The 26892-nt window shown below is 33.0% G+C and carries 27 protein-coding genes and 3 pseudogenes; 18 read left to right on the plus strand and 12 right to left on the minus strand.

What is annotated here, in order from left to right:
• Positions 1–75: 75 nt before the first annotated feature.
• The 9 genes from hemC to ACPWTF_RS12285 all read left to right on the plus strand — a co-directional run bounded on the left by hemC (position 76) and on the right by ACPWTF_RS12285 (position 7840).
• Positions 76–999, plus strand: coding sequence for a hydroxymethylbilane synthase (gene hemC, locus ACPWTF_RS12245; protein ID WP_427875629.1), 924 nt, complete (start codon positions 76–78; stop codon positions 997–999).
• Complete coding sequence (locus ACPWTF_RS12250) at positions 999–1664, plus strand: uroporphyrinogen-III synthase (RefSeq protein ID WP_427875631.1); 666 nt, start codon at positions 999–1001, stop codon at positions 1662–1664. Before hemC ends, ACPWTF_RS12250 begins: the two co-directional genes overlap by 1 nt.
• A gap of 97 nt (positions 1665–1761) precedes the next feature.
• Positions 1762–2787, plus strand: a complete 1026-nt coding sequence (gene hemE / locus ACPWTF_RS12255) for a uroporphyrinogen decarboxylase (protein ID WP_111377708.1) — start codon at positions 1762–1764, stop codon at positions 2785–2787.
• Positions 2788–2855: 68 nt separating this feature from the next.
• On the plus strand, positions 2856–3233 hold the full coding sequence (locus ACPWTF_RS12260) for a hypothetical protein (protein ID WP_427875632.1): 378 nt from the start codon (positions 2856–2858) through the stop codon (positions 3231–3233).
• A complete protein-coding gene (locus ACPWTF_RS12265) occupies positions 3230–3655 on the plus strand; it encodes a hypothetical protein (protein ID WP_427875633.1) in 426 nt (141 codons plus the stop codon). Before ACPWTF_RS12260 ends, ACPWTF_RS12265 begins: the two co-directional genes overlap by 4 nt.
• Positions 3656–3658: 3 nt before the next feature.
• Positions 3659–4561, plus strand: a complete 903-nt coding sequence (hemF, locus tag ACPWTF_RS12270) for an oxygen-dependent coproporphyrinogen oxidase (protein WP_427875634.1) — start codon at positions 3659–3661, stop codon at positions 4559–4561.
• An 817-nt stretch (positions 4562–5378) separates the two neighbouring features.
• Positions 5379–5837, plus strand: a complete 459-nt coding sequence (gene tnpA / locus ACPWTF_RS12275) for an IS200/IS605 family transposase (protein WP_427875635.1) — start codon at positions 5379–5381, stop codon at positions 5835–5837.
• 89 nt (positions 5838–5926) lie between these two features.
• Positions 5927–6862: a DUF4421 family protein gene (locus tag ACPWTF_RS12280; protein ID WP_427875636.1), complete on the plus strand. Its 936-nt coding sequence runs from the start codon at positions 5927–5929 to the stop codon at positions 6860–6862.
• A 90-nt stretch (positions 6863–6952) separates the two neighbouring features.
• Positions 6953–7840, plus strand: a complete 888-nt coding sequence (locus ACPWTF_RS12285) for a fructose bisphosphate aldolase (protein ID WP_427875755.1) — start codon at positions 6953–6955, stop codon at positions 7838–7840.
• Between the two features lie 47 nt (positions 7841–7887).
• Here the strand turns inward: ACPWTF_RS12285 and ACPWTF_RS12290 are convergent, their stop codons facing one another.
• The 8 genes from ACPWTF_RS12290 to ACPWTF_RS12325 all read right to left on the minus strand — a co-directional run bounded on the left by ACPWTF_RS12290 (position 7888) and on the right by ACPWTF_RS12325 (position 13112).
• The gene (locus ACPWTF_RS12290) at positions 7888–8139 is read right to left on the minus strand and encodes a hypothetical protein (RefSeq protein WP_427875637.1); all 252 of its coding nucleotides are present in this window, start codon (positions 8137–8139) and stop codon (positions 7888–7890) included.
• Complete coding sequence (locus ACPWTF_RS12295; RefSeq protein ID WP_427875638.1) at positions 8136–9719, minus strand: hypothetical protein; 1584 nt, start codon at positions 9717–9719, stop codon at positions 8136–8138. The genes ACPWTF_RS12290 and ACPWTF_RS12295 overlap by 4 nt, the downstream gene beginning before the upstream one ends.
• A gap of 4 nt (positions 9720–9723) precedes the next feature.
• A complete protein-coding gene (locus ACPWTF_RS12300) occupies positions 9724–10356 on the minus strand; it encodes a hypothetical protein (protein ID WP_427875639.1) in 633 nt (210 codons plus the stop codon).
• Between the two features lie 69 nt (positions 10357–10425).
• Entirely contained in the window at positions 10426–10767 is a 342-nt protein-coding gene (locus tag ACPWTF_RS12305; protein ID WP_427875640.1) for a hypothetical protein, read from the minus strand.
• A gap of 67 nt (positions 10768–10834) precedes the next feature.
• Entirely contained in the window at positions 10835–11593 is a 759-nt protein-coding gene (locus ACPWTF_RS12310) for a hypothetical protein (RefSeq protein WP_427875641.1), read from the minus strand.
• A gap of 36 nt (positions 11594–11629) precedes the next feature.
• A complete protein-coding gene (locus tag ACPWTF_RS12315; protein ID WP_427875642.1) occupies positions 11630–11959 on the minus strand; it encodes a hypothetical protein in 330 nt (109 codons plus the stop codon).
• Between the two features lie 138 nt (positions 11960–12097).
• Positions 12098–12607, minus strand: a complete 510-nt coding sequence (locus tag ACPWTF_RS12320; protein WP_427875643.1) for a hypothetical protein — start codon at positions 12605–12607, stop codon at positions 12098–12100.
• 22 nt (positions 12608–12629) lie between these two features.
• Positions 12630–13112, minus strand: coding sequence for an Imm26 family immunity protein (locus ACPWTF_RS12325; RefSeq protein ID WP_427875644.1), 483 nt, complete (start codon positions 13110–13112; stop codon positions 12630–12632).
• A gap of 268 nt (positions 13113–13380) precedes the next feature.
• On the opposite strand from ACPWTF_RS12325, the pseudogene hemB reads away from it, so the two are divergent.
• Positions 13381–14377: pseudogene (gene hemB / locus ACPWTF_RS12330) on the plus strand (porphobilinogen synthase).
• Position 14378: 1 nt separating this feature from the next.
• On the plus strand, positions 14379–14777 hold the full coding sequence (locus ACPWTF_RS12335) for a c-type cytochrome (RefSeq protein ID WP_427875645.1): 399 nt from the start codon (positions 14379–14381) through the stop codon (positions 14775–14777).
• A gap of 261 nt (positions 14778–15038) precedes the next feature.
• Here ACPWTF_RS12335 and ACPWTF_RS12340 read toward each other — a convergent pair.
• A pseudogene (locus ACPWTF_RS12340) lies at positions 15039–17097 on the minus strand (M13 family metallopeptidase).
• 226 nt (positions 17098–17323) lie between these two features.
• Here ACPWTF_RS12340 and ACPWTF_RS12345 point away from each other — a divergent pair.
• The 4 genes from ACPWTF_RS12345 to ACPWTF_RS12360 all read left to right on the plus strand — a co-directional run bounded on the left by ACPWTF_RS12345 (position 17324) and on the right by ACPWTF_RS12360 (position 20563).
• A complete protein-coding gene (locus ACPWTF_RS12345; protein WP_427875646.1) occupies positions 17324–17989 on the plus strand; it encodes an SCO family protein in 666 nt (221 codons plus the stop codon).
• A gap of 103 nt (positions 17990–18092) precedes the next feature.
• The gene (locus ACPWTF_RS12350) at positions 18093–18332 is read left to right on the plus strand and encodes a FeoA family protein (protein ID WP_427875647.1); all 240 of its coding nucleotides are present in this window, start codon (positions 18093–18095) and stop codon (positions 18330–18332) included.
• The gene (feoB, locus tag ACPWTF_RS12355; protein ID WP_427875648.1) at positions 18332–20431 is read left to right on the plus strand and encodes a ferrous iron transport protein B; all 2100 of its coding nucleotides are present in this window, start codon (positions 18332–18334) and stop codon (positions 20429–20431) included. Before ACPWTF_RS12350 ends, feoB begins: the two co-directional genes overlap by 1 nt.
• 6 nt (positions 20432–20437) lie before the next feature.
• Positions 20438–20563 (plus strand): FeoB-associated Cys-rich membrane protein, encoded by a 126-nt coding sequence (locus ACPWTF_RS12360; protein ID WP_095930202.1) that lies wholly within the window; start codon positions 20438–20440, stop codon positions 20561–20563.
• A gap of 680 nt (positions 20564–21243) precedes the next feature.
• Here ACPWTF_RS12360 and ACPWTF_RS12365 read toward each other — a convergent pair.
• From ACPWTF_RS12365 to ACPWTF_RS12375, 3 genes and pseudogenes are all read right to left on the minus strand, one after another.
• Positions 21244–21897, minus strand: a complete 654-nt coding sequence (locus tag ACPWTF_RS12365) for an HD domain-containing protein (protein WP_427875649.1) — start codon at positions 21895–21897, stop codon at positions 21244–21246.
• A 155-nt stretch (positions 21898–22052) separates the two neighbouring features.
• Positions 22053–23048, minus strand: a complete 996-nt coding sequence (locus tag ACPWTF_RS12370) for an acyl-ACP desaturase (RefSeq protein WP_379795123.1) — start codon at positions 23046–23048, stop codon at positions 22053–22055.
• A gap of 45 nt (positions 23049–23093) precedes the next feature.
• A pseudogene (locus ACPWTF_RS12375) lies at positions 23094–23841 on the minus strand (lysophospholipid acyltransferase family protein).
• 125 nt (positions 23842–23966) lie between these two features.
• Between ACPWTF_RS12375 and rnpA the strand changes: the two are divergent.
• From rnpA to ACPWTF_RS12390, 3 genes are all read left to right on the plus strand, one after another.
• The gene (gene rnpA / locus ACPWTF_RS12380; RefSeq protein ID WP_427875650.1) at positions 23967–24371 is read left to right on the plus strand and encodes a ribonuclease P protein component; all 405 of its coding nucleotides are present in this window, start codon (positions 23967–23969) and stop codon (positions 24369–24371) included.
• Positions 24372–24474: 103 nt separating this feature from the next.
• Positions 24475–25251 carry a DUF4349 domain-containing protein gene (locus tag ACPWTF_RS12385; protein WP_427875651.1) on the plus strand — a complete coding sequence of 259 codons (777 nt, stop codon included), beginning with the start codon at positions 24475–24477 and terminating at the stop codon, positions 25249–25251.
• Positions 25252–25253: 2 nt separating this feature from the next.
• Positions 25254–26891, plus strand: a complete 1638-nt coding sequence (locus ACPWTF_RS12390; RefSeq protein WP_427875652.1) for a S41 family peptidase — start codon at positions 25254–25256, stop codon at positions 26889–26891.
• Position 26892 lies beyond the last annotated feature (1 nt).

Here is a 26892-nt window from a genome sequence, read left to right on the forward strand (position 1 = left end):
AAGAAAGTTAAGCTTAATTTTCTTGACAAAGATTGACTTAATTCTCTTAATGCCCTTAATGGTAAAAAACAAAAAATGGCTGAAAAAACAATCAGAATTGGAACTCGTGACAGCGAATTAGCCCTTTGGCAAGCACATACTGTCGAGAAAAAACTAAATGATTTAGGTTATAAAACCTCAATTGTTGCGGTTAAATCTCAAGGCGATATTATTCTCGATAAACCTCTTTACGAATTAGGGATTACCGGAATTTTCACCAAAACGCTAGACATTGCTATGATCAATGGCGATGTTGACATTGCTGTACACTCTATGAAAGATGTTCCAACGGCTTTACCAAAAGGTATCGTTCAAGGTGCTGTTTTGCCAAGAGCGAATGTTCTGGACATTTTAGTTCACAAAGGAAATCCTGATTTTACAAATCCAAGTACCATTGCGACGGGAAGTTTACGTCGTCAGGCACAATGGTTCAATAAATACCCAAATCATACGGTTGTTGATTTACGCGGAAATGTGAATACACGCATGCAGAAATTGCAAGACAATGATTGGGACGGAGCTGTTTTTGCGGCTGCAGGTTTAGAGCGCATCAACTTAAAACCTGAAAATTACATCAACTTAGATTGGATGATTCCTGCTCCAGCACAAGGCGCAATGCTTGTCGTGGGAATGGAAAATGACAATTATACATTAGATGCTCTTTCGCAGTTAAATGATATTGAAACTGAAATTTGTACCTATATCGAACGCCAGTTTTTGAGAACGCTTGAAGGTGGATGTACTGCCCCAATTGGAGCTCTAGTAACATATAACGAAGACGAAGATACTTTGCATTTTCAAGGTGTTTTACTTTCTATTGACGGAAAACAAAAACTAGAAATCAACAAAACGGTTGATATTTCTGAATGGAAAAAATTAGGTTTTAATTCTGCTCAGGAAATTTTGAATAATGGCGGAACGGAATTAATGAAACAGATTAAAGAATCTCTGAAAAAATAATGGCAAATCCAATTCAGATACTATCCACTAAAATATTATCTCCTCTTCATAAACAAGAGCTGATGAAATATGGCGTCGAATTAATCGAAGCAGATTTCATTAAAACCGAAAACAAACCTTTCGAATTAAAAGACATTAATGAAAGTCTGATTTTTACAAGTCAAAATGCTGTTCATAGTGTTTTATCAGATCCAAAATCAGAAGAATTAAAAAAGAAAAATGTGTATTGCGTCGGCCTTAAAACCAAAACGCTTTTAAGCGATAATGGCTTTAATGTTGTGGCTTACACCGGTTATGCTTCCGATTTAGCTGAAATTATCACTTTGATTTATGCGAATGAGAGCTACACTTTTTTTAGCGGAAATCTTAGAAGAGACACTTTGCCTGAAGCTTTAAAAAAAAACGGAATTAAATTCAATGAAATTCAGGTTTACGAAACCACACTTCAGCCACAGAAAATAAAAGCAAATCCTGAAGCGATTTTGTTTTTTAGTCCGTCTGGAGTCAAAAGTTATCTGAAACATAATACCATCAATAAACAAATCTGCTTTTGCATTGGTGATACTACCGCAGAAGCTTTATCAAAAATCACAAAGAATATCATCATCGCAGATCAGCCCACAATTGAAGACGTGATTGAAGATGTAATTCACGAATACAAATAAATTAAAGCAATAAGCTTTAGGCAGTAAGCCGTAAGCAAAAAAATCATAGTTAAAAACAAGCTTAAAGCCTAAAGCTTAAAGCCTAAAGCAAGAAAAAATGTTAAAAAACGACCTATTTTTAAGAGCATTAAAAGGAGAAACTGTGCAACGTCCGCCGGTATGGATGATGCGTCAGGCAGGAAGATATTTACCTGAATTTAGAGAACTTCGTGATAAATATGATTTTTTTACACGTTGCGAAACTCCAGAATTAGCTGCTGAAATTACAGTTCAACCTATCCGAAGAATTGCTCCAGATGCTGCAATTTTATTTTCGGATATTTTAGTAGTTCCACGTGCTATGGGAATTCACGTAGAATTAAAAGACAATTTGGGGCCAATTATTCCAAATCCGATTCGTTCTCTAGCAGATGTTCATAAAGTTTACGTTCCAGATGTAAATGAGACTTTAGGCTACGTTTTTGACGCTGTGAAATTGACTAAGGAAATGCTGAATGATGAAGTGCCATTGATTGGTTTCGCTGGTTCTCCTTGGACTATTTTCTGCTACGCTGTTGAAGGAAAAGGTTCTAAAAGTTTTGATACTGCAAAAGGATTCTGTTTTTCAAACCCAGCTGCAGCACACACTTTATTGCAAAAAATCACCGATACGACTATTTTATATTTAAAAGAAAAAGTAAAATCGGGAGTAAATGCTGTTCAGATTTTTGATTCTTGGGGCGGAATGCTTTCTCCGGTTGATTATCAAGAATTTTCATGGAAATACATTAACCAGATTGTTGACGCTTTAGCTGATATTACTCCTGTTATTGTTTTCGGAAAAGGATGCTGGTTTGCTCTTGGCGAAATGGGTAAAAGTAAAGCTTCTGCATTAGGAGTTGACTGGACTTGTTCGGCTAGAAATGCTCGTTATTTGTCTGGCGGAAATATTACTTTACAAGGAAACTTTGATCCGTCAAGATTACTTTCTCCAATTCCGACAATTAAGAAAATGGTTCACGAAATGATCGATGAATTCGGAAAAGATAAGTATATCGTAAATTTAGGTCACGGAATTTTACCAAATATCCCTGTAGATCATGCCAAAGCGTTTATTGACGCGGTTAAGGAATACGGGAATTAAGTGTTCAGTTTTCAGTCGCAGTTTTCAGATTTTACTGCGACTGAAAACTGCGACTGAAAACTAGAAAAATGCTAAACAAAGGTTTAAGAGACGAAGAAAAAATCAGAATTGACAATGTTCTAAAGACATTGCGAACACTCATTTTTGTGCCTTATCCTTTGAGTCATTTACAAAAATCAGATATCGAAAATCATTTAAAAGAGTTTGGACTAAATATCCAAACATTAATCGATTACTCCAACGAAGAATTAATTACCTTATTAGCCCGTCTTCATTTTGATTGGGATCAATTAGAACAATTTGGTGATATTTTAATAGAATTCTCAAAAGAAGAAAACCATAATTTTACAGCTAAAGCTTTGGCAGTTTATCAATATATTCAGCAGGAAAGCAAGGTTTTTTCTTTTGGGATAAACAATAAAATCGCTTTGTTAAAATTTAAATGAGTTATTTAGAAAAAATTTTAAACGATATTGCTGATTTTAATTTTGAAAAATTGAATCCATTATATCAAGGTTTTTTTGTAATGGTATTTTTTGCGGTATTTGCTAGTACTTGTTCTTATTTTTCAAATGAAGCCAAAATTAGTAAAGACGCATATAAAGAAATGTTTCATAAAAATTTTTCTGGGATAATTGTGAAAAAATTTTTAGATAAACATAACCATATGTCTCAAAAATTTATTCTAAAAGATTCGACTCCAATATATGTTTATCCTGTTCTTTGGGAAAAAGCTGAAATAGGAGATTCGCTATTTAAAAAAGTAAATTCAAGATTTGTAAAAATCTTTAAAAAAGATACTACAATAGTAATTGATATGAATGCTGCATTCAAGTATCATGATACTATACCAGAAAATGAAAATTAAGACATGAAAGACCAATTTTACAACTACATACAACAATTACAAGACCAAATCTGCGCTGGATTAGAAGCTGTTGACGGAACAACAAAATTCCGTGAAGATTTATGGAAACGTCCAGAAGGCGGAGGCGGGAGAACGCGCGTTATAGAAAACGGAAATGTTTTTGAAAAAGGCGGTGTAAACATTTCTGCTGTTCATGGAAAACTTCCTGAAACGATGCAAAAAATGTTTGGCGTAGGAGAAGCCGACTTCTTTGCCTGCGGATTAAGCTTGGTCATTCACCCGAAAAACCCAATGGTTCCTACTGTGCACGCCAATTGGCGATATTTCGAAATGTACGACGAAGCTGGAAATGTAATCGAACAATGGTTCGGCGGCGGACAGGATTTAACGCCTTATTATTTGTTTGAAGAAGATGCAAAACATTTTCATCAAACATGTAAAACCGCTTGCGATAAACATAATCCAGAGTTTTATCCGAAATATAAAAAACAGTGCGATTCGTATTTCTGGAATGCACACCGTAATGAAGCCCGCGGACTTGGCGGTTTGTTCTTTGATTATTGCAAAGCAAATGAAGCAATGTCAATGGAAAACTGGTACGATTTTGTAACCGAAGTTGGAAATAGTTTCCTGGAAGCTTATGTACCAATTGTAGAAAGAAGAAAGAATTTAGAATATACACCAGAAAACAGAAACTGGCAGGAAATCCGTCGCGGTCGTTATGTGGAGTTTAATCTAGTACACGATAAAGGAACTTTATTCGGATTAAAAACCAACGGAAGAATTGAAAGTATTTTAATGAGTTTGCCTCCGCATGTTCAATGGGTTTACGATCATCATCCAGAAGCGGGAAGCGAAGAAGAGAAATTGATTAATGTATTGCAGAACCCTATTGAATGGGTTTAAAATTTTTTTTAAATTTTTTGCTATAAATATTCAGCTTCTCCGAAGCTGTTTTTTTAATCTAAAATGGCCTCGGAGAAGCCAAATATTGATAGAACAATTGACCTACCTCTACATAAAGCCCCAGAGGGGCGAAAAAAGGAAACCTACAACAAATAAACCATCTAAAAATATCTATGTCACTCCGCTGGAGCTTTTGAAACTTATCTATAATTTTTTGCTATAAATATTCAGCTTCTCCGAAGCTGTTTTTTTAATCTAAAATGGCTTCGGAGAAGCCAAATATTTATAGAACAATTGACCTACCTCTGCATAAAGCCCCAGAGGGGCGAAATAAAGGAAACCATATACAACAAATAAACCATCTAAAAATATCTATGTCACTCCGCTGGAGCTTTTGAAACTTATCTATAATTTTTTGCTATAAATATTCAGCTTCTCCGAAGCTGTTTTTTTTAATCTAAAATGGCTTCGGAGAAGCCAAATATTTATAGAACAATTGACCTACCTCTGCATAAAGCCCCAGAGGGGCGAAATAAAGGAAACCATATACAACAAATAAACCATCTAAAAATATCTATGTCACTCCGCTGGAGCTTTTGAAACTTATCTATAATTTTTTGCTATAAATATTCAGCTTCTCCGAAGCTGTTTTTTTAATCTAAAATGGCTTCGGAGAAGCCAAATATTTATAGAACAATTGACCTACCTCTACATAAAGCCCCAGAGGGGCGACATATTTGCCTAATACAAAAAAAGAAATACTTATCTTACAAATTAAATTTATTAATTAGCTTTACGTTTAATAATTTTAATTAAAATGGCAAACACCTATTCTCAATTGTACGTTCAAATTGTTTTTGCTGTAAAAGGAAGACAAAACTTAATTTCCAAAAAATGGAAAGATGAAATTTATAAATACATTACGGGAATTATTACCAATCAGAAACAAAAACTAATTGCAATAAACGGAATGCCAGATCATATTCATATCTTAGTTGGAATAAAACCAAATGTTTCGATATCAGATTTGGTAAGAGATATTAAAACAAGTTCATCCAAATTCATAAATGAGCAAAAATGGATAAACGGAAAATTTGAATGGCAAACAGGTTTTGGTGCTTTTTCATACGGACATTCACAATTGACACCTGTTATAAAGTACATTGAAAATCAAGAAGAACATCATAAAACTAAAACGTTCAAAGAAGAATATATCACGTTTCTAAAATTATTCAATATTGATTTTAAAAATGAATATATTTTTGAGGACGTTTAATTTTATGTCGCTCCTCTGGAGCTTAAAATCTGATTTGATTATTATTACTATAAATATTTTGCTTCTCCGAAGCATTTCTTAAATACCACATGATCTTGAAACTGATTTACATCACATTTTTTATCAGCTTTTTTGGATGTTTTGCCCAAAACGATTCCCTGCACAATTCGTATTTTAAATCTTATAACGATAAAATCACTGCCAGCGTTTATTATTTAGACACTTCCAATAGTTTTCAAATTGCTTCAGGTCAGGATTCGCAAACGTATGTGAATCTAATTCCGAATCGAAGAGAACAGATTGGTTTTACTTTAAATTATAAAATCGTTGATATTACAATTGGTTTTGCTCCCAAATTCTTAAGTCAGAACAAGGGCGATTCTCATTCCAAAAACTTTAATTTCAATACTCGCTTTTATTATAAAAAATGGATGCAGTCGTTCACTTTTATTAATCAAAAAGGATTTTATATTAGTGATGACAATATTACAGCTCAGCTGCCTAATATGCGTACCACAAAAATTGGCGGATCAACTTCATATGTTTTCAATGATAAATTCTCTTTTAAAACATTGGTCAGCCAAAACGAATGGCAGACTAAAAGCTCTGGAAGTTTTATCCCTTCATTTTCTTTTTATTATACCAATCTCGATTTAAACACTCCCGATTCGTCACCTGGAGATATTTATGTATTCACTTTGGCTCCCGCCTATTTTTATAATTTCGTAATCAGTGATCGCGTTTTAATTGGCGCAGGACTTGCTTTGGGTGGTGGGTTAAATGTTATTGATAAAGAAACCTCAGCTTTATACCAAGCCGATTTCAATTTAAAACTGGCCTACAACAAAGACCGTTTCTTTGGTTTTGCCAGTCTCAATACCGTAAGTTTTGCGCAAGATGATAAAGTTGATCCAAGATTGAATGACAATATTGCTACGGTAAAACTTTCTGTTGGTTACCGATTTGATCCTCCAAAAAAAGTAAAAGAAGTCTACGACAATGTCAATAAAAAAATAGGTTTGTAAGAAATCTTAACCCGAAATAAGCATACAGCCCAATTAAAATGCTTAAATTACAGAGATTTATAAAAACTAAAATTCATTGTTATGAAAGGTATAAACAGCGAACAGTTAAATCTCATGCATTCTGGAAAAGGTTTTATTGCAGCATTAGATCAAAGTGGCGGCAGTACACCTAAGGCATTATCGCAATATGGCGTTGAAGAGAGTCAATACACAAATGATGAAGAAATGTACACTCTTGTACATGAAATGAGAACTAGAATTATTAAAAGTCCCGTTTTTGACAGCCAATATATTTTGGGTGCCATTTTGTTTGAAAACACGATGGATCGAAAGATTGACGGACAATGGACAGCAGATTATCTTTGGGAGAAAAAACATATTATTCCCTTTCTAAAAGTAGACAAAGGTCTTGCCGATCTTTCCAATGGCGTTCAGTTAATGAAACCGATTTCTAATTTAAACGAATTGCTTGATCGCGCTGTAGAGCGAAAGATTTTTGGAACCAAAATGCGTTCTGTTATTAAAGAAGCAAATCCAAAAGGAATTCAGGAAGTGGTGAAACAGCAATTTGAAGTTGGTCTGCAGATATTTAAGAAAGGACTTGTTCCGATAATTGAACCTGAAGTTGATATTTACAGTACTGATAAAGAAAAATCAGAACAGATTTTGAAAGATGAAATTCAAAAACAGCTAAATTCTTTAGACCAAGACGTGAAAATTATGCTGAAACTTTCTATCCCAACTATAAATAATTTTTACGGCGATTTAATGACTGATCCTCATGTGGTTCGTGTTGTAGCGCTTTCTGGCGGATATTCTCGAGAAGATGCCAATCAAAAACTAGCAGAAAATCATGGATTGATTGCGAGTTTTTCAAGAGCTTTATCAGAAGGGCTTAGCGCTGGGCAATCTGACGCTGAATTTAATTCGCAACTAGGAAATTCAATTAAAGAGATTTACGAAGCTTCCATTCAATAAAATCATAAAAAAAATCCCTGAAGAGTTTCAGGGATTTTATTTTTCAATTATTTAGAAGTCATTTCTTCAGCCATGTCTAAAGTCTGCAAAATGATGTTTTTATCAGACTTGAAAGAATTCAGCTTAAAAACAAATTTCAATTTATTATCAATTAACTTTTTAGGTGATTCTATAGCAATATCCGAAAACTGAGAAGAAATTTTAGTCATTCGATCCAATTCGGAGTCTTTTGCGTTTTTACCAAATGTCTTAACTGTTTGTGCAATATTCAGTTTTCCAGAAATATAGTTTTTGTTCAAATCTTTCTTGGTGTCTTTGGTAAAGATCCGTTTCCTGCGCCAAAATACTCTTTTGTATTGGCAACAATTACCACGTCTTTGTCTTTCAGAATAAATATATTATCATATTCCTGAGTTCCAGCAATCGTGTAGAAATTTCCATTCTGAACTAATATTTTTTTGCGAACACCCAATTGCAACAATTTATCTCCAAATGTTGGATGCGTAGAAGTAAAAATCACAGAAAAAAGCGGAATATCTTTTTTCACTTTTTCTTCTGTTATTGTTTCTTCATAATTCTCGTCATAACCGTATTTTTTGCTCAATACCTCAACTTCTTTCACATCATATAAAAACGCGCTTAAATCGCCATCAAAAAGCTTTGCTGTAGCTTCTTCATCTACAATTGTCGAAATTAAATCTGTTATAAGTGTAATATCTTCTTTGGCGAATTTCGGATTTTGAAATAATTCTGTCATTAATGAAGGAAAGTTTTCTAACGCCGCTTTTGTATTGGCATGATACGAAATATAACCCAAAGGTTTCTGAGCAGGGAAATAAGTAAAGATATTTTTATTGATTTTTCTATTGCTTATTTTACTCACAACATTCGCAATCTCTGGAGAATATTCTACCTCTTCTTCGATTCGAGCATTATCATTATCAAAATAAAAATCCAAATTGATGCCCTTTATAAAATTCCCAAAATTATTCTGCATTGGCAAATATTTATCGTAACCGCCAAATAACGAAAGCGGATAATTATACATGGAATACAAACTAGACATCATTCCGCCATAATTTACCCAAGAAGAAATATCAGCAGCAACATTGATTTTTGGAGAAGTCGGAGCTGTAAATCCGTTTTCGAATAACGCTTTTATGATTTCTCGCTGTTTTTCAGCTAATTTTTTATCAAATTCTGCTTGTTCAACAGTATATTCTTCATACGGATTTCCATCGTACAAAGAATCATTCTCTACCGGTTCTTCAAATACTATTGGATCGGTACTTTTTGCTGGAGGTACAGGAATTGTTGGTGGATAAACTGGCGCTTGAATTACAGCAGTCTCTTCATAAGGTTCAGATATTGCTATAGAATCTGTTGCTACAGCAGTTTCTGCAACATCATAAAATTTAGAAGGAAGTCGTTTTGTCAATTCAATAACAACCAAATAATTGTCGTTCCAGACAAACGATCTTTTTACTCCATTTGGTGTATAAACTTCGTATTTTCCAAAATCTTCAATTGAACTGTTCGTTCCGTTTGCTCCCTGCTTTTCGATTAAATATTTTCTAACCGCTTCTTTGCTTTTTACCGGAATCGTAACTTGGTAAAACGGAACAGAATCTAAGAAGTTCCCGTGAATGGTAATTTTTTCATTCAATTTAATAATAGCAGCATATTTACGAAGATCAAAATCAGGCTTTTTATGGATGTATTTGGTTAAAATTGGATGATTTAAAACCTCATCGATGCTAACTTTTTTAGAAAGCTGACTTCCGTTAAACTGTACAAAATAATCGTATTTTTCTGGAACGGTCTGTCCAAAACAGAAATACGTGGCGAATAGAAAAATGAGTGTGTAAAAATGCTTCATAAAATCAAGGCGTTAATTGGATGGTATTATTCATTAATGTCGATTTTTTAAAAACGCTGTACATACTTTGTTTTAAAAAAACCGTCTTTTTGTTTTTAGAAATTTTGCTGTTTGCATTGTCTGCAGACAGAATATCTTTATCGAAAGTGTAAATAGAAATAATGCTGGCTTCTTCGAGATCTTTCTTTTTCTTTGGGTCGTTTACGACTTTTTCTGGAACGGGATAAGAGGCAATTCTTTCAAAAGTTTTGCCGCTTCCGCTAAAGTGAATCTGATCGCGCTGATTATTAATTGTATTTACAACGGCGTTTAATGCTTTTAGATTGGCATAGTTTAGTTTGATAATAAAGACATAATTGTCAAAATCTGTTTTGGTACTTACGTTGGAAATTCCGTTAATCTTTAAAGCTTTTTCTTTAAAATCACTGAGCTTTGCGGTAATTTCCTGTTCATTCGGAATTTTTACGCCATCGACTTCTTCCAGCCAAATAGCCGATTTGGTTTTAAACCAAGATCGCGAAAAGTCGATGATAAGAGTGTATTCACCACTTTGATCGTCGTGATGTTTGATTCTTTCTGTAATCTCAAAACAACTCGTTAAGAGCAAACAGCAAAATAAAGCGAGAATTTTCTTCATTTAGCAAATTTAGATGGAATATTCTGAAAAACCATGATATGTCTAAATTCTTAATTCGCTAGCGCGGATTTAAAGTGAATTAATAAAGTTTTCTCTTATCGATTTTAAATCTATAATTCTTTTGCTTATAAAAGCTTTATAACTTTCTTTCGTAAATTCTTTTGGCCAAACATGTTGGCAAAAAAAGTCATTTGATATAATATCAATTATTCTTTGAATAACTTTCAAGCAATAATAAATAATTGATTTTGGGTAATACAAATCATCCGAATAGTCTTCTATGACATTACAAATTAATCTTTTCATTTTTAAAAAAGATTTTTCGCTCCATTCAGCATGAATTCTAATGTAGTATTCCAACTCATCATCAGAATCGTTATAATCTATAAATTCTTTTAAACTTTCTTTCATTTCATTCCTATTTTACTTTTTATTACGATAGTTTGCAACTTCGCTAGCGCGGATTTGCAAATCTGTGCTATCGGTTATAATTAAGCAGATTCAATTTAAGTAATTCATTGCGCACTGCAATTGCTTTTGAAACGATAATTTCATTATTGCTCGATATTGTTTCTTTTCCTAGCGTTAGGACAATGCCTTGATCTGTATCTGTTATAAATTCTTCTTCTATTAAATTATTAATATTGAATTCAATATTCTGCTTCTTCAAGTATGTAAACCAGCCAATCCAGAAATCAGTATTTTCGAGTTCTACCAAGTCAATGAAATTATCTGTAGTAACAACTGCATAAATTGGATCTACCAATTCAATTATTTTCAGCATTAATTTTTTTACAAAAAAGTAATCATAGTATTTTGTATCAAAAGATGTAGGAAATTCTATGTTGATATAACCTATATCGTTACCCTTATTCCCTCCTGCCGATATTCTTACTACAAACTGATTTAAAGAACTATCATTAACGTTCGAATAAGAATTTAAAAAACCTATAGACGAGGTCGAATCCATAGTGCAATTAAAATTGCCTGTGTCTGGATTACTGTATCTTATTTCCTCATCCCAAATTTTCTGAGAAAAAACAGTTTCCTCAAAATTAGTGTAATAATTATCAAAGCCAGAAATCCTATGTTTTTTATTACCTGCCCAACTGAAAGAGTTTGCAAAAACAGCATCTAATTTGCCTAGTTCAATTAAAACATTTTTGCTAAATGAAAGGTAATCTTTCAAAGTTAGAACTTGACTGCGAAATCTTGAAATTAATATAAGTCTTTCCATTATGTTTTTATGTACAAAAAAACCGATAGCGCGTATTTATTTACTCAACAAATAATTAAAAAGTTGTTCTGAAAAAAATTGTTCGTGCCCGTCTTTTACCAACATCTTGAAAAAATAATCTTGATCTAAATATAATTCATATTCAAAAAATGGAATCAAGCAGAACTTTGCATAACTCAAATAAATATCTCTAATTTCATCTGAGACAATATTTAAATCAAGCTTTGTATTTGTGATATCATAAAAGACTTCAAAAAATGATTTGTTTTTTCTTTTAATGGTTAAGTACGGAATTTTATTTTTTTCACAATATTGCCAATGGTCATTTACAGTTGTTGAACTTTCTATATTTGTAAATTTTTTCATTCGTTTCATTCTTCAATAAAAAATAGTAACTGGGCAATCCAATTTTTCTGAAAACTCCTTTTCCATACGTGGAATTAATTCTTCTTTTAAATACGTTTTTTTACGAGCTTCATTTTCACGGCTTACGTAATTACCTTCCTAATTAAATTCCGATTGATGTGCAATTTCAAAAATCACAGCATTATTCGGTGCTGTCTTTTTGCCGTCTTTACTGTATAAAACTGTTCTAGACGATTTTTCCTCAGGAAACACATTAATAATTTCCGAATACGTTTTTCTAACTACCTCGATCAATTCTTCATCAACATTAAGTTTTTGATTGTCAATTCTGCTTTGCAAAAAAACTAATCTCTTTTTATCTAATCTTTCGATATAAATGTTGTTTCGAAGATAAATATAATTTAAAGCAAGAGTTGACGTTTGCTGATATACATTTTGCCTTTTAGTGCTTCTTCTAATAAATCGTAATTTACTAGTTGCAAGAAGACTATCATATTTTTTTAAATCTAGTTTTTCCAGAAAATAGTGATCAAGTGCCTTTCGATATAATGCTTGAACAGATATATTTTCGTCATGTTCGATTCGTTCTTTTTTTACAAAACAATTTGTCAGGAATAAAAAGCAGGATATAATAAGTATTTTATTCATTGTTCTTGATTGTAAATTCTAATTATAAATAGTCCATTTTTTTTAAGATTCTATTTTCTAAATTAATTGGAAACCAAACTGTTGAAAACTCATGTTTTTCAATTTGATTTCGAGAAATAATAGTTTCTTGTTCGGTATGTAAATCCCTCAATCTAAAATCGTCATCTATTCCAAAGACCATTTTAAGATTATTATAATTAGAATCTTTGATCTTATCATAATTTTCAGTTTGCCCAATAATTTTCCATCTCTTTTTTACAATACCATCCCAAAATATCTGAACAGGTGAAAACATAATACCAGAATTTATAATTTCATTTATATCTGTTTTAGCAGAACCTGTTTTTTTAAATATTTCAACTAATACAGAAGAACTTGTTTCTATAACTCTTCCAAAAGCAAAATCTTTATTCAAATCATCTTCAGATAATTTTATTTTAAGCTTCCAATCATCTCTATTCATAAATAGAGCAATACAAAATAGAATCCCAGCTTTAATTTTCATAACAATAAAATAAGATTTTTCCTAATTTTGCAAATCTACTTCAAATAAAAACATCAAACCAAATTTTTAGATAATATTAACTCATTCTACAACAAGCCAAACGCCTTATTTTGTTCCTTTTTCTTTAACTTTGCGCCACTCATTAAAAAGTGAGATAAACTTCAAAAAAAAATAAAAACAACTGCAGTTTTAGAAATAGATTTTCAGTCTGAGTTTCAAAGAAATCAACTAAAAAATCTAAAATCTAAAATCTAAAATCTAAAATTATATGTTCCCATTACAAAGAGGCAGAAGATTAAGAGTAAATGAATCCATTCGTTCTTTAGTACGCGAAACCAGTTTAAGTCCATCGGATTTTATGTTTCCAATGTTTATTGCTGAAGGCGAAAATGTAAAAGTCGAAATTCCGTCAATGCCGGGAATTTTCAGAAGATCTATAGATTTAACAGTTGAAGAAGTAAAAGAACTTTATGATTTAGGAATTCGCGCCGTAAATATTTATGTAAAAGTTAGCGAAGACTTAAAAGACAATACTGGAAAAGAAGCTTGGAATTCTAACGGATTAATGCAGCAAGCCATTCGCGCCATAAAAGCGGCTTGTCCAGAAATGATCGTTATGCCAGATGTGGCTTTAGACCCATATTCTATTTATGGTCATGACGGAATTATAAAAAATGGAGATGTAGAAAACGACAGCACAGTTGATGCTTTAGTAAAAATGGCCGTTTCTCATGCAGAAGCTGGTGCCGATTTTGTTGCACCAAGTGATATGATGGACGGACGTGTTTTACGCCTTCGCGAAGGTTTAGATGCTGCTGGATTTCAGAATGTTGGCATCATGAGTTATTCTGCTAAATATGCTTCAGCTTTTTATGGTTCGGTTTAGAGATGCTTTAGATTCGGCTCCAAAAGAAGCTGATGTTGTGGTTCCAAAAGACAAAAAAACATACCAAATGGATTATGCAAACCGAATCGAAGCGATTAAAGAAGCGTTGTCTGACGTTGAAGAAGGCGCTGATATGGTTATGGTAAAACCAGGAATTGCTTATTTGGATATTGTTCGCGAAATAAAAAATACGGTACATGTTCCTGTAACTGTTTATCAAGTTTCTGGTGAATATGCCATGATTAAAGCGGCATCTGAAAGAGGCTGGCTAGATCATGACAAGATTATGATGGAACAATTAATGTGCATTAAACGTTCGGGTGCCAATCTTATTTCGACTTATTTTGCTAAAGAAGCAGCAATACTTTTAAATAAATAAGATGAAAAAGGTTTTATTTTTAGCTGCTGTTTTAGCTTTTGCTTCTTGTAAAAAAGAAAATGCTGAATCTACAAATACAGCAACAGAGTCGGTTTCTGAAGGCGAATCGGCGAAAGCCAAAACACCAGAAGAATTAGGTAAACAACTTTTTGAAAGCACTGGAAATTGTTTTGCATGCCATCAGCCAGATCAAAAAGTGATTGGTCCAAGCATTAAAGAAATTACCAAAATCTACAAAGACAAAAATGGCGATATCGTTACTTTCTTAAAAGGAAATGCAGAACCAATTGTAGATCCGAGTCAGTTTGAGGTTATGAAAACCAATTTTGCTATTACTCAGTCAATGTCTGACGAAGAATTAAAAGCAATTGAAGCATATATCTACAGTCATTTAAAATAATCAAAGATTATGTTCCGTAGGAACATTTCGTTGGTAGAAAAATTATGTTATTAGCCATTTACGTTCCGCAGGAACGTTTAATGTGCTAGATGATTAAAATTTATATCAAAATCAAACGTTCCTACGGAACGTAAAAAATGGTGCGCCAATATTTTTTTTCTACCGATCAAATGTTCCTACGGAACATCGTTTGATTATCTCAAAATAGTAAAGGGCGGTTCCGAAATTCGGAACCGCCCTTTTTTGAATTATTAAAATTGATTACCAGATTTTAACTCGTTTTTCTGGTTCAACATACATTTTATCACCTTTCTTAATATCGAAAGCTTTGTAGAAAGCATCAACATTCTGAATTGGAACATAAGCTCTGTACATTCCTGGAGAGTGCGGATTTGTTTTCACTTGATTTTTGATCGCTTCGTCTCTAGTTTTTGTTCTCCAAACCGTAGCCCAAGAAATAAAGAAACGCTGTTCTGGTGTAAATCCGTCGATTAAACCTGGGTTTCCATGAGCTTTCAAATACAATTGCAAACCGTCATAAGCAGCATTGATTCCACCTAAATCTCCAATATTTTCACCTAAAGTAAAATTACCATCAACGTGAATTCCTGGCAAAGGCTCAAGAGCGCTGTACTGATTCGCTAAATCTGTTCCAAGAGCAGTAAATTGTTTCAAATCATCTTCTGTCCACCAGTCAACCAAATTACCTTCTGCATTGTAACGTGCACCAGAATCATCAAATCCGTGAGAAATCTCGTGACCAATTACAGCACCAATTCCACCATAATTAACTGCTTCGTCAGCTTGATAATTGTAGAAAGGCGGCTGTAGGATTGCAGCTGGGAATACAATTTCGTTATAAGATGGATTGTAGTAAGCATTTACCGTTTGAGGCGACATGTGCCATTCTGTTTTATCAACTGGCTTAGACAATTTATCGATGCTTTTCTTAAATCTCCATAACGCCAGATTTTTAGAATTCTCAAAATAGCTTCCTCCTTCTGCAATACTTTTAATTTCCAAAGCCGAATAATCTTTCCATTTATCAGGGTATCCAACTTTAATCGTTATTTTGTTCAGCTTTTCGATTGCTTTTGCCTTAGTATCTTTAGACATCCAAGTTAAATTGTTAATACGGTTTTGGTAAGCCGTGATAACATTATGAATCATATCAAGAGCTTTTGTTTTAGCCTCAGCTGGAAAAACCTTCTCAACATAAAGTTTTCCTAGAGCTTCACCAACATTTCCGTTAACAACATTCAGTGCTCTTTCTTCAGCCGGAAGCTGTTTAATTGCACCTCTTAATGTTTTGCTGTAAAAATCAAAATTAGCTTGATCAATTGCTGTAGTCAATTTACTTGCAGAATTGTTTAATAAATCCCATTTTAGGTATTCTTTCCATTGAGCAACTTTGTTTTCTTTGAAAACAGTTTCTAAAGCCGTCATATATTTCGGTTCAGAAACAATTACATTCTGTAAATTAGTAATTCCTAAACCAGCAAAATATTCGTTCCATTTGATAGCTGGAGTCAATTTTTGAAGTTCAGCAACTGTCATTGGATTGTATTGCAAACGGCTGTCTCTTCTTTCAACTCTGTTTAATCTTGGTTTTGACAATTCTGTTTCAAGAGCTAAAATTTCAGCAGCGCTTTGTTTTGCTTTTTCTGGAGATTCTCCAATAAACTGAAGCATTCTTGCAACATGCAATTCATATTTCGCACGTTTTTCTTTAGAATCTTTGTCATCAGAAGTGTAATAATCTTTATCTGAAAGTCCTAATTGGCTTGGCCCATAAATTTACAGAGTTTTTAGAACTGTCTTTATCATCAGCTCCAATGTAAATTCCGAAAAATCCAGCATTTCCTTCTTTTTCCATTTCAACCAAATATTTCTGAACATCGGCAATGTTTTTAATTGCATCAATTTTTTTCAGATATGGTTTTAATGGCTCGATTCCTTTTTTATTTCTTCCAATAGAATCTAAGTAAGTATTATACAGATTCACCGCTTTTCCTTGATCTGTATTTGATTTGTACTTTGGATTCTTTGCAGCCTCCTGCAAAACTGCCATAACATCTTTGTCAGTTTTCTTAATCAGTTCATTAAAACTTCCCCATGTCGTACGATCACTTGGGATTTCTGTTTTTTCTAACCAAGTTCCGTTTACATATTTGAAAAAATCCTGACTTGGGCTTATTTTCGTATCCATGTAAGACACATTAATACCTGGCTCTTTTGGCGCTGTTTGAGCTTGAGCTGCAGTTATTGCAAACATTGCAGATATCACACCAAACACAGGTTTAGCAAATTGTTTTTTCATAAAAAATTATAGTTTAAGGGAAAATACAAACATATTGTTATTATTTCAAAAATTGTGTTAAAATTCTAACTGTAAAACCAAAAAGACAGATAAATTTCACAAATACAACCTGAACACTGAGATATATGTATACAGATACTCGTAAAAGTTACAAAAGCCTGTTAAAAAAATAATTCAGTAAAGTTTTTAGAATCTGCTTTTTGTATTTTTGCGCCAAATTATTTTTATGAAATCGCTTTTATATAAATACCGTAAATTTTTTATTGTTCTAATAGTATTTTCGGTTGTTACGATATCTTTGTTTTACTCGGCTTTAAAACCCAAAAAGACACTTCCTATTTATAATCCAGCTGATGTTAATCCTGAATTGGTAGATAGTACAGTTCAATATAAAAGCAAATACCACACAATTGCCGATTTTTCTTTTATCAATCAAAATGGCGATACTATTACCCAGAAAAATTACGAAGGAAAAATCTATGTTGCCGATTTCTTCTTTACCACTTGCGGATTGATCTGCCCAAAGATGTCAACCAATCTTGTTGATGTTCAAAAAGCGGTTTTGAACAATCCGAAAGTAATGTTGCTATCTCATACGGTTTTTCCAGAAGTTGACAGTGTTTCTGTTTTAAAAGCTTATGCCATTAAATATGGAGTTGTTGACAGCAAATGGAATTTGGTTACTGGAGATAAAAAAGAAATTTACACTATGGCCAGAAAATCGTACTTGGCTGTTAAATTAGGAAGACCAGATCAGCTTTATGATATGGTTCATACAGAGAATTTTGTTTTGGTCGATCAAAAGCGCCGCGTTAGAGGTTTTTATGACGGAACAAACAAAGAAGATGTAAAACGTCTTTTGGAAGACATCGAATTCCTTTCTCAAGAGTAAAATCCCTTATTTTTAGAAACATTTAGCATTTGTCGAAGTGTTAAATGCCTTGAAATAGAGAATAATTGCCTACTTTTGCAATCTAAATTCAATCTAAATAAGCTTGCAAAATACAATACACACTCTGAAAAAAGGCGAAAAAGCCATTATCAAAGATTTTGATATCGATCTTATTCCACTTAAATTATTAGAAATGGGTTGTCTTCCTGGCAGTTTAGTTGAATTGCTTCAGGTTGCTCCTTTTGGCAATCCATTATATTTAGATATTAATGGTTCTCATGTTGCCATTCGAATTGAAACAGCTCGTGAAATTGAAGTTGAACTTATCAAAACCAATTTGTAATGAGTGTTCAGAATATCAATGTTGCCCTTATCGGAAATCCCAATACCGGAAAAACTTCCGTTTTTAATCAATTAACAGGTCTTAACCAACAAGTTGGAAACTATCCTGGAATCACGGTTGAGAAGAAAATAGGATTTTGCAAATTACCTAATAACGTAAAAGCTAACATTCTAGATTTGCCTGGAACGTATAGTTTGAATGCGAGTTCGATGGACGAAAGTGTAGTAATCGAACTCTTGCTAAACAAAAACGATAAACTATATCCAGATGTAGCGGTTGTTGTAACAGATGTTGAAAATCTGAAACGAAATTTACTAATCTACACCCAGATAAAAGACCTTGAAATTCCAACGATTTTGGTTATCAATATGTCAGATCGTATGGAGCGTAAAGGAATTTCTTTAGATATTCCGTATTTAGAAGAAAAACTAAAAACAAAAATTGCATTAGTAAGTTCCCGCAAAGGTTTAGGAATTGAAGAATTAAAAGAACTGATTGTTTCTTATAAAACACTTCCACACGAACCCTGTTTGAATGCTTCTGTAATTGATCCTGAATATTTTGAAAAATTACAAAAAGCATTTCCAAACCAATTAATGTATAAATTGTGGCTGGTCATTACGCAAGATGTCAATTTCTTGAATTTAGACCGTAATGAAATCCGAAGCACTTTTACTAAATCACATTCAGAATTAAAACGTTTACAACAGAAAGAAACCATCAAAAGATATCAATTTATCAATGATGTTTTAAAAGAAGGTTTAAAGATTGATGCTTCGATGGCGAAAGATATCCGAGCAAAATTGGATCGCGTTTTAACGCATAAAGTTTGGGGCTACTTTATTTTCTTTGCCATTTTATTCTTGATTTTCCAATCGATTTTCAGCTGGTCAACTATTCCAATGGATTTCATTGACAGCACCTTTGCTTCTTTAAGCAGCTGGGTTGCAGCAGAACTGCCAAGTGGTATTTTGACCGATTTACTTTCGCAAGGAATTATTCCTGGAATTGGCGGAGTCATTATTTTTATTCCGCAGATTGCTTTCTTGTTTTTATTCATTTCGATTTTAGAAGAAAGCGGTTATATGAGTCGTGTCGTATTCTTAATGGACAAAATCATGCGCCGATTTGGACTTTCAGGAAAAAGTGTCGTGCCTTTAATTTCTGGAACTGCCTGTGCAATTCCCGCGATTATGGCAACTCGAAATATTGAAAACTGGAAAGAACGCCTTATTACGATCTTAGTAACGCCATTCACGACTTGTTCGGCAAGATTACCTGTTTATGCGATTATTATCTCATTGGTTATTCCGAGCAAAAGAATTTTTGGAGTGCTAAATCTTCAAGGATTAACACTTATGTCACTTTATGTTTTAGGATTTTTTATGGCCATTTTATCGGCTTACATTTTGAATAAGGTTTTAAAACTAGACTCAAAAACATATTTTGTTGTTGAAATGCCAAGTTACAAAATGCCACTTCCAAAAAATGTTGGAATCAATGTAGTAGAAAAAACAAAAGCTTTTGTTGTTGGTGCAGGTAAAATTATCTTGGCGATCTCTGTTATTCTTTGGTTTTTGGCTTCTTACGGACCTGGAAAAGAATTCAACGAAGCCGAAACTATCGTAAAAGAAAGATTTGCCAATACGCCTTTAGACGAAACTCAGTTTGAAAATGAAGTTAATTCTCAAAAATTAGAGAATTCCTATATTGGATTAATGGGACGCGCGATCGAACCGGTAATTCAGCCTTTGGGTTACGATTGGAAAATCGGAATTGCTTTAATCAGTTCTTTTGCTGCCCGCGAAGTTTTCGTTGGAACACTGGCAACCATTTACAGTGTTGGCGATACCGATAACGAATCGACTATAAAAAGCAAAATGCAGGCAGAAGTTTGGCCAGATACCGGAAAAAAAATATTTGATTTTGCCACTGGAATTTCTTTATTGCTATTTTATGCTTTTGCTATGCAATGCGCCAGTACGTTGGCGATTACCAAAAAAGAAACCAATTCATGGAAATGGCCTGCAATGCAACTGTTTTTAATGAGTGGTCTCGCTTATTTTACCGCATTAATTGCGTATCAACTTTTAAAATAAAAAGTCATGTTTCAGGAAATAATAGCCTTTGCCATATTAGGAATTGCCGTTGCTTTTTTGATTAAAAAGTTCTTCTTTAAATCCAAAAAGAAAAAAGACTGCGGTAGTGGAACCGATTGTGGATGTTCTTAAAAAGGGACAAAAGAGCAAAGGTTAATAGATAAAAAGTAAAAAAAGCTGTTCATTTTGAATGGCTTTTTTTATGAGTGAAAATGTCTTATTCTGTTGTTTTAAAAACCTGCAATAGCTTATTAGTATATTTTCTAAAACTATTTTTGTCTTCTAAATTTATTAAAAAATGACACCAGAAGATAGAATGGAAGTAATACGAGACAACAGAGTTGCCCGATTACTGTGGTTTGCAATAGGTTTTTTATGTGCAACAATTATTACTTATTTGATAATGAAACATCATCATTAATTTTTTCTCGATTTTATCTAATTAAGAATATAGAATAAGGAATAAAGAATATAGACTGTAACTTTGACTTAAAGCGAAAACTATGATTAAAAAATACCTTATTATAATGTTTTAAAAGCTTTTCATGGCACCATATCACCTTAAGTAAAATTATTTTTGAATTATTAAAAATACATTTGAAATGACTAGGTTTGAAAAAAGGGAAATGATCAGAAATATTAACATAACTAGGATACTATGGTTTTCAATTGGTTTTTTATGCGCTTTTGTAATAATGTGCTTTTTAAAATCCCGATTATAATCCTTTAAAGCTTCTGATATACCTTATCACAAAATAAAAAAACGGCTCTACATTAGAGCCGTTTTTTTATTTATAATCTGAATGTAATTTCTATTTCAACCCTTCCCACTCGGCATAAAATTGAGCTAGAAAAGTTTCCATAAAACGATGTCTTTCTGCAGCGATTTCTTTTCCTTTTTCGGTATTCATTTTGTCTTTAAGCAGTAAAAGCTTTTCGTAGAAATGATTAATGGTTGGAGCATTGTTCTTTTTATACTCCTCTTTTGTCATATTGGTCACTGGCTCAATCTCTGGATTGTATAAAGCTCTGTTCTTAAATCCTCCATAATTAAATGCTCTTGCAACACCAATTGCACCAATTGCGTCAAGACGATCAGCATCTTGAACAATATCCAATTCGACAGAAGAAAACTTTCTTTCGAAATTTCCGCCTTTATAAGAGATATTTTCAATGATTTTGACAACATGAGCAATTTTGTCCTCAGAAACATTTTCTTTCTCTAAAAACGCTCTTGCTGTTTTTGGCCCGATTGTTTCGTCTCCGTTATGAAATTTACTATCGGCAATATCATGCAATAAAGCACCCAATTGTACCACTGTAAGATCGCACTCTGTTTCTCTGGCAATCAAAATTGCGTTCTTATAAACTCTCTCAATATGAAACCAATCATGTCCGCCTTCGGCATCATTTAGTTTTTCTTTAACAAAAGCAATGGTTTTAATAATCAGTTGTGAATCGCTCATATAGAGGTTTTTACAGTTAATAAAAAATGTTGATTGTCAAAGATTTTGAATCTCCAACAACCAACAAATATATTTTAAAGCAACGATGTTGCGTTTTTAAATTCCAAATTTTTTAAATTCCAAATTCCAATCTAAAATCTAAAATCTAAAATTTTTTAAAGTCTCGCAGGTTCTACCCATTTGAAGATATGTGATTCTTGTGGGATCACGATTCTTTCAGAAATTTTAGCCATACGAGATGGTAATTTCATTAAGTAATCACGAGCTTTTTCTGCTTCATCAGTCAAATTAGAAATTTTATCAATTTCCCATTTGTTGATTAATTTCTGCATGATTTCAACATAATCGTTTGCAGTGTAAACACCAATACGCTGTGCTGAATCTGAAAACTGTTCAAAAGCTGTACTTATTTTTTGACCAGATTCTCTCAAGAAATGAGCCGGCATAACAATTTTCTGCTTCATCATGTATTGAAAAGCCAACATCATTTCGCTTGGATCTACTTGGAAAATTCTAGTAACAAATTCGCTATAAGCATGGTGGTGACGCATTTCATCACCTGCAATCATTTTACACATTTTAGACAACTTGTTATCGCCAAATTTCTTAGCTATCTGCGCTACTCTATTGTGTGAAACATAAGTTGCTAATTCCTGAAAACTAGTATATACAAAGTTTTTGTATGGGTCAGTTCCAGTTCCAATATCAAAACCGTCGTTGATCAAATGCTGTGTCGTCATTTCGATTTCACGCATATTCACACGACCAGACAAATACAAGTATTTATTTAAAAGATCTCCGTGGCGGTTTTCTTCTCCAGTCCATTGTTTTACCCACTTAGCCCAACCGTTTCCTTGATTTCCTTCTTGCTGATCTATTCCTTCAACATCCATTAACCATGACTCATATGTAGGCAATGCTTCCTCAGTGATAGTATCACCAACAAGCGTAACCCAGAAATCGTATGGAAGTTCTTTAGCAATCTCGCGTAATTCTTTTACCTCTTCAAAGAAGTTTTCTCCTTGAGAATTTGGTAAGAAATCCGACGGCTGCCAAATTTTTTCCACTGGAATTAAATACTGTTCAACGAAGCTATCCACGTTTTTTTCCAAAAACTGCATTACTTCTAATCTAATGTTTTTTATAGACATTACTTATTATAGATTTGAGTTGTACGTTTTAGCTCGGACTAAAACTTAAACTTGTTTATATTCATTTATTCCTTCTTTAACTGCTTTTTCAGTTATCTCCATTAGCTCTTCAAACTTGTAATCTTTAACAGCCAAAGCTTTATGAGCAGTAAACTTCAGGTGATTTCCTAAACCAACAGGAAAAAAACCAAACTTTACCATTTTCCAAGAATTATTGATGCTTACGGGTACAACATATGCAGATGGTGCATATTTGCATAAAATTTTTAAACCGCTTTGCGCAAATTCTTTTGGTACTCCCGTTTTACTTCTTGTCCCTTCTGGGAAAATAACGGCAGATCTTGTATTTTTTTCGATATATTCAGACAAGCCTTTAATAACGGGTATCGCTTGTTTAGGGTCTTTTCGGTCAATTAAAACAGAATCCTCCGTATTTCAAATTAAAAGAAACACTTGGAATTCCGCTTCCTAACTCCTTCTTACTTACAAATTTACAATGAAAACGTCTAAAGTACCAAATCATTGCCACGATATCGTACATACTTTGGTGATTTGCCACAAAAATAATTGGCACACCCTTCGGAACCGTGTCCACGCCCTCAATTGTATATCTTGTCCCGACAAGATTAGTACATTTTAAGAGACAGAAATTTAAATAATCAACACTTTTTTTGTGAGCCTGGTAGCCAAAAACATTTAAACAAATCCACTGAATTGGGTGAAAAACAGCCAAACACAAACCAAATAATAAATAGTAAATTACCGATATGGGATAAGAAATAATTTTTTCCATGCTTCAAAAATTAATGCGCAAAAGTAGTAAATATATTTTTAGACTTATTAAAATTGAAAACAATAACTGTTTTTATGGTTTAATTGTACCTTTGCACTAGAATTTGCAAATTTTTTCTGAATTAAATGAACTTTACTTACCCTAAAAACGAGCGTTTAAAAAGCAAAACGACAATTGGATTACTGTTTTCTAATGGAAAATCGGTGTCCAAATATCCGCTTCGTTTGGTTTACCGTCAAGCGGAAGAAAATTCAGAAGAACAAACCAAAATTGGCGTTTCGGTTTCTAAGAAATATTTCAAGAAAGCCGTTGATCGAAATTACTTCAAAAGAGTTTTGAGAGAAACCTATCGTTTGAACAAACATTTACTTTTAGATAATCTGGATCAGCCGTATTCGATAATGCTTTTTTATCAGACCAAAGACCGTTTATCTTACGAAGAAATCAACACCAAAATGATTCAATTGTTTGAAAAATTTGCAGCTCAAATCAATAAACCTCAAGATTCTGATACGAAAACAGAAGCGTAAATTTCAAAACGTAAGATTATTAATCAAGTTAGACAAAAAAATCGTAGTTTTAGCTCTAAATTGAAATTTTATGCGTCAACTTTTCTTTTTATTTGTTTTTTTCTTGATTCTTTCTGGATGTAGTAAAGCTAAATCTTCAGAAGAGGAAGCTGAACCTCTAGGCATCACACTTAGTCCAGTAACACCAGGACAAAAAAGTTTAAGTTCAAACTCACTGGATGTTCCTGAAAAAATTATTAAAAATGCTTCAATAAGGTTTGAAACAGATGATCTTGAAAAAACATTTTCGCAAATTCAAAATGCAATAAAAGAGAATAAAAGTATTATCTTGACTGATTCTGAGGGAAAAGATGATCACTCTTTATATAGAAATATCACTGTAAGAGTTCCGAGTGAAAATTTTGATCAATTTGTAAATTCAATTTCAAAAGGCGTTTCATTTTTCGAAAGAAAAGAAATCTCTGCAACAAATGTTACAGACCAATATATTGATCTTAACTCAAGATTAAAAACAAAAAAGAAACTCGAAGAACGTTATCTTGAAATTTTAAAGAAAGCAAACAAAGTCAGCGAGATTTTAGAAATTGAAAAACAAATTTCAGTGATTCGAGAAGAAATAGAAGCTAAAGAAAGTGAGCTGAAATATTTGGAAAATCGAGTTTCTTTAAGTACCGTTACCATTGAATTTTATAAAACGATTGCCCAAAAAGAAGGCGTTAAAATATCTTACGGTTCAAAACTTTGGAACGCTGTTAAATCTGGATTTTTCAGTCTATCCGATTTTTTAATTTCCTTAATTAGCGTTTGGCCGTTTGTAATTATATTTTTTATACTAGCCTATTTTATTAGAAAAAGATTAAAAAGAAGAAAAAAAGAATAATCATGTATCCGTATTTCAAGAAGAAATTTATTATACCAGTCGCTGCGGTGGGAATGTTGTTTGTTGGAACCAGTTTTAAAGAAGATTTTTTTGAAATTGCCAAACAAATTGAGATTTTCACAACATTGTTTAAAGCCGTAAACACCAATTATGTTGACGAAACCAACCCTGGAGATTTGATGGATAAAGCCATTAAGAGCATGCTGGCAAGTCTAAATCCGTACACGGTTTATTTTAACGAGCAAGATGTTGTTAACTTTAAAATCAATAATACCGGAGAATATACTGGAATTGGTGCTTTGATTTCTAGAAAAAAAGACCGTTTGGTTGTTCGTGAGCCGTATAAAAATTATCCCGCAGATAAAGCCGGACTAAAAGCTGGAGACGAAATTATCCAGATTGGCGATGTGCTGATTGCTGATTTTAAAGATGATGCCTCTCAATTATTGAAAGGAACAAAAAACACGAAAATCAACATCAAATATCTTCGTCAAGGAAAACCAAATACTACCGTTTTAATTTTAGATGAAGTAGATATTAAATCGGTTCCTTTTTACGGAAAAATAGATGATAAAACGGGTTATATTGTTTTAGCGCATTTTAGCAGAAAAGCTTCTGCCGAAGTGAAAGACGCATTGGAAAAACTAAAAGCCGACGGTGCCAAGCAAATTGTTTTGGATTTAAGAGGAAATCCTGGTGGTTTATTAAACGAAGCCATTGATATCTGCAATTTGTTTGTTCCGAAGAATGAAGTAATTGTTACGACTAAATCTAGAATTGAAAAACACAACAACACTTATAAAACACAGAAAGAACCAGTTGATACTGAAATTCCATTGGCAATTTTAGTAAACGGAAGAAGTGCTTCGGCTTCAGAAATTGTTTCGGGTGCTTTGCAGGATTTGGATCGTGCAGTTGTTTTAGGAAGCAGAAGTTTTGGTAAAGGTTTGGTACAGCGTTCTGTTGATTTAACTTATGGAACTCAATTAAAAGTAACCATTTCAAGATATTATACGCCTTCTGGAAGATGTATTCAGGCTTTGGATTATGCACATAAAGACAAAAATGGCGTAGCGCAAAAAACGGATGCCAAAAACTATAATGCTTTTAAAACTAGAAAAGGCAGAACGGTTTATGATGGCGGAGGAGTTTTACCAGACATAGAATTGGAAGAAGCAAAAACCAGCTCAATTGCTACTGCTTTAATCAAAAATGATGGTGTTTTTGATTATGCCACAACATACTATTACAAAAATCCAAATTTAGGAGATAAGATTCCAACTTTGACTGATGCTGATTATACAGCTTTCAAACAATACTTAAAAACTAACAAAATCACTTTTGACACAGAAACCGAAGTGGCTTTGAAAAATACTTTAGCCGCAGCTAAAAAAGAAAAAATAGACGAGACCATTACTGCCGAATATCAGCAATTGTTAAATGCTTTAGAAAAAAGCGAAACTACTTTACTAGATAAAAACCAAAAAGAGATTAAAAACATGATTTTGGAAGAATTGATTAAAAGATACCAATATCAAGAGGGTTTGTATCAGTATTACTTAAAAAACAATTCTGAAATTAAAAGAGCAGTTAGCGTATTAAATAACCAAACAGAATATAAGACGATTTTAAAAATGTAGT

This window comes from Flavobacterium sp. MMS24-S5 (genome assembly GCF_050320125.1).
Taxonomy (GTDB): Bacteria; Bacteroidota; Bacteroidia; order Flavobacteriales; family Flavobacteriaceae; genus Flavobacterium; species Flavobacterium tyrosinilyticum.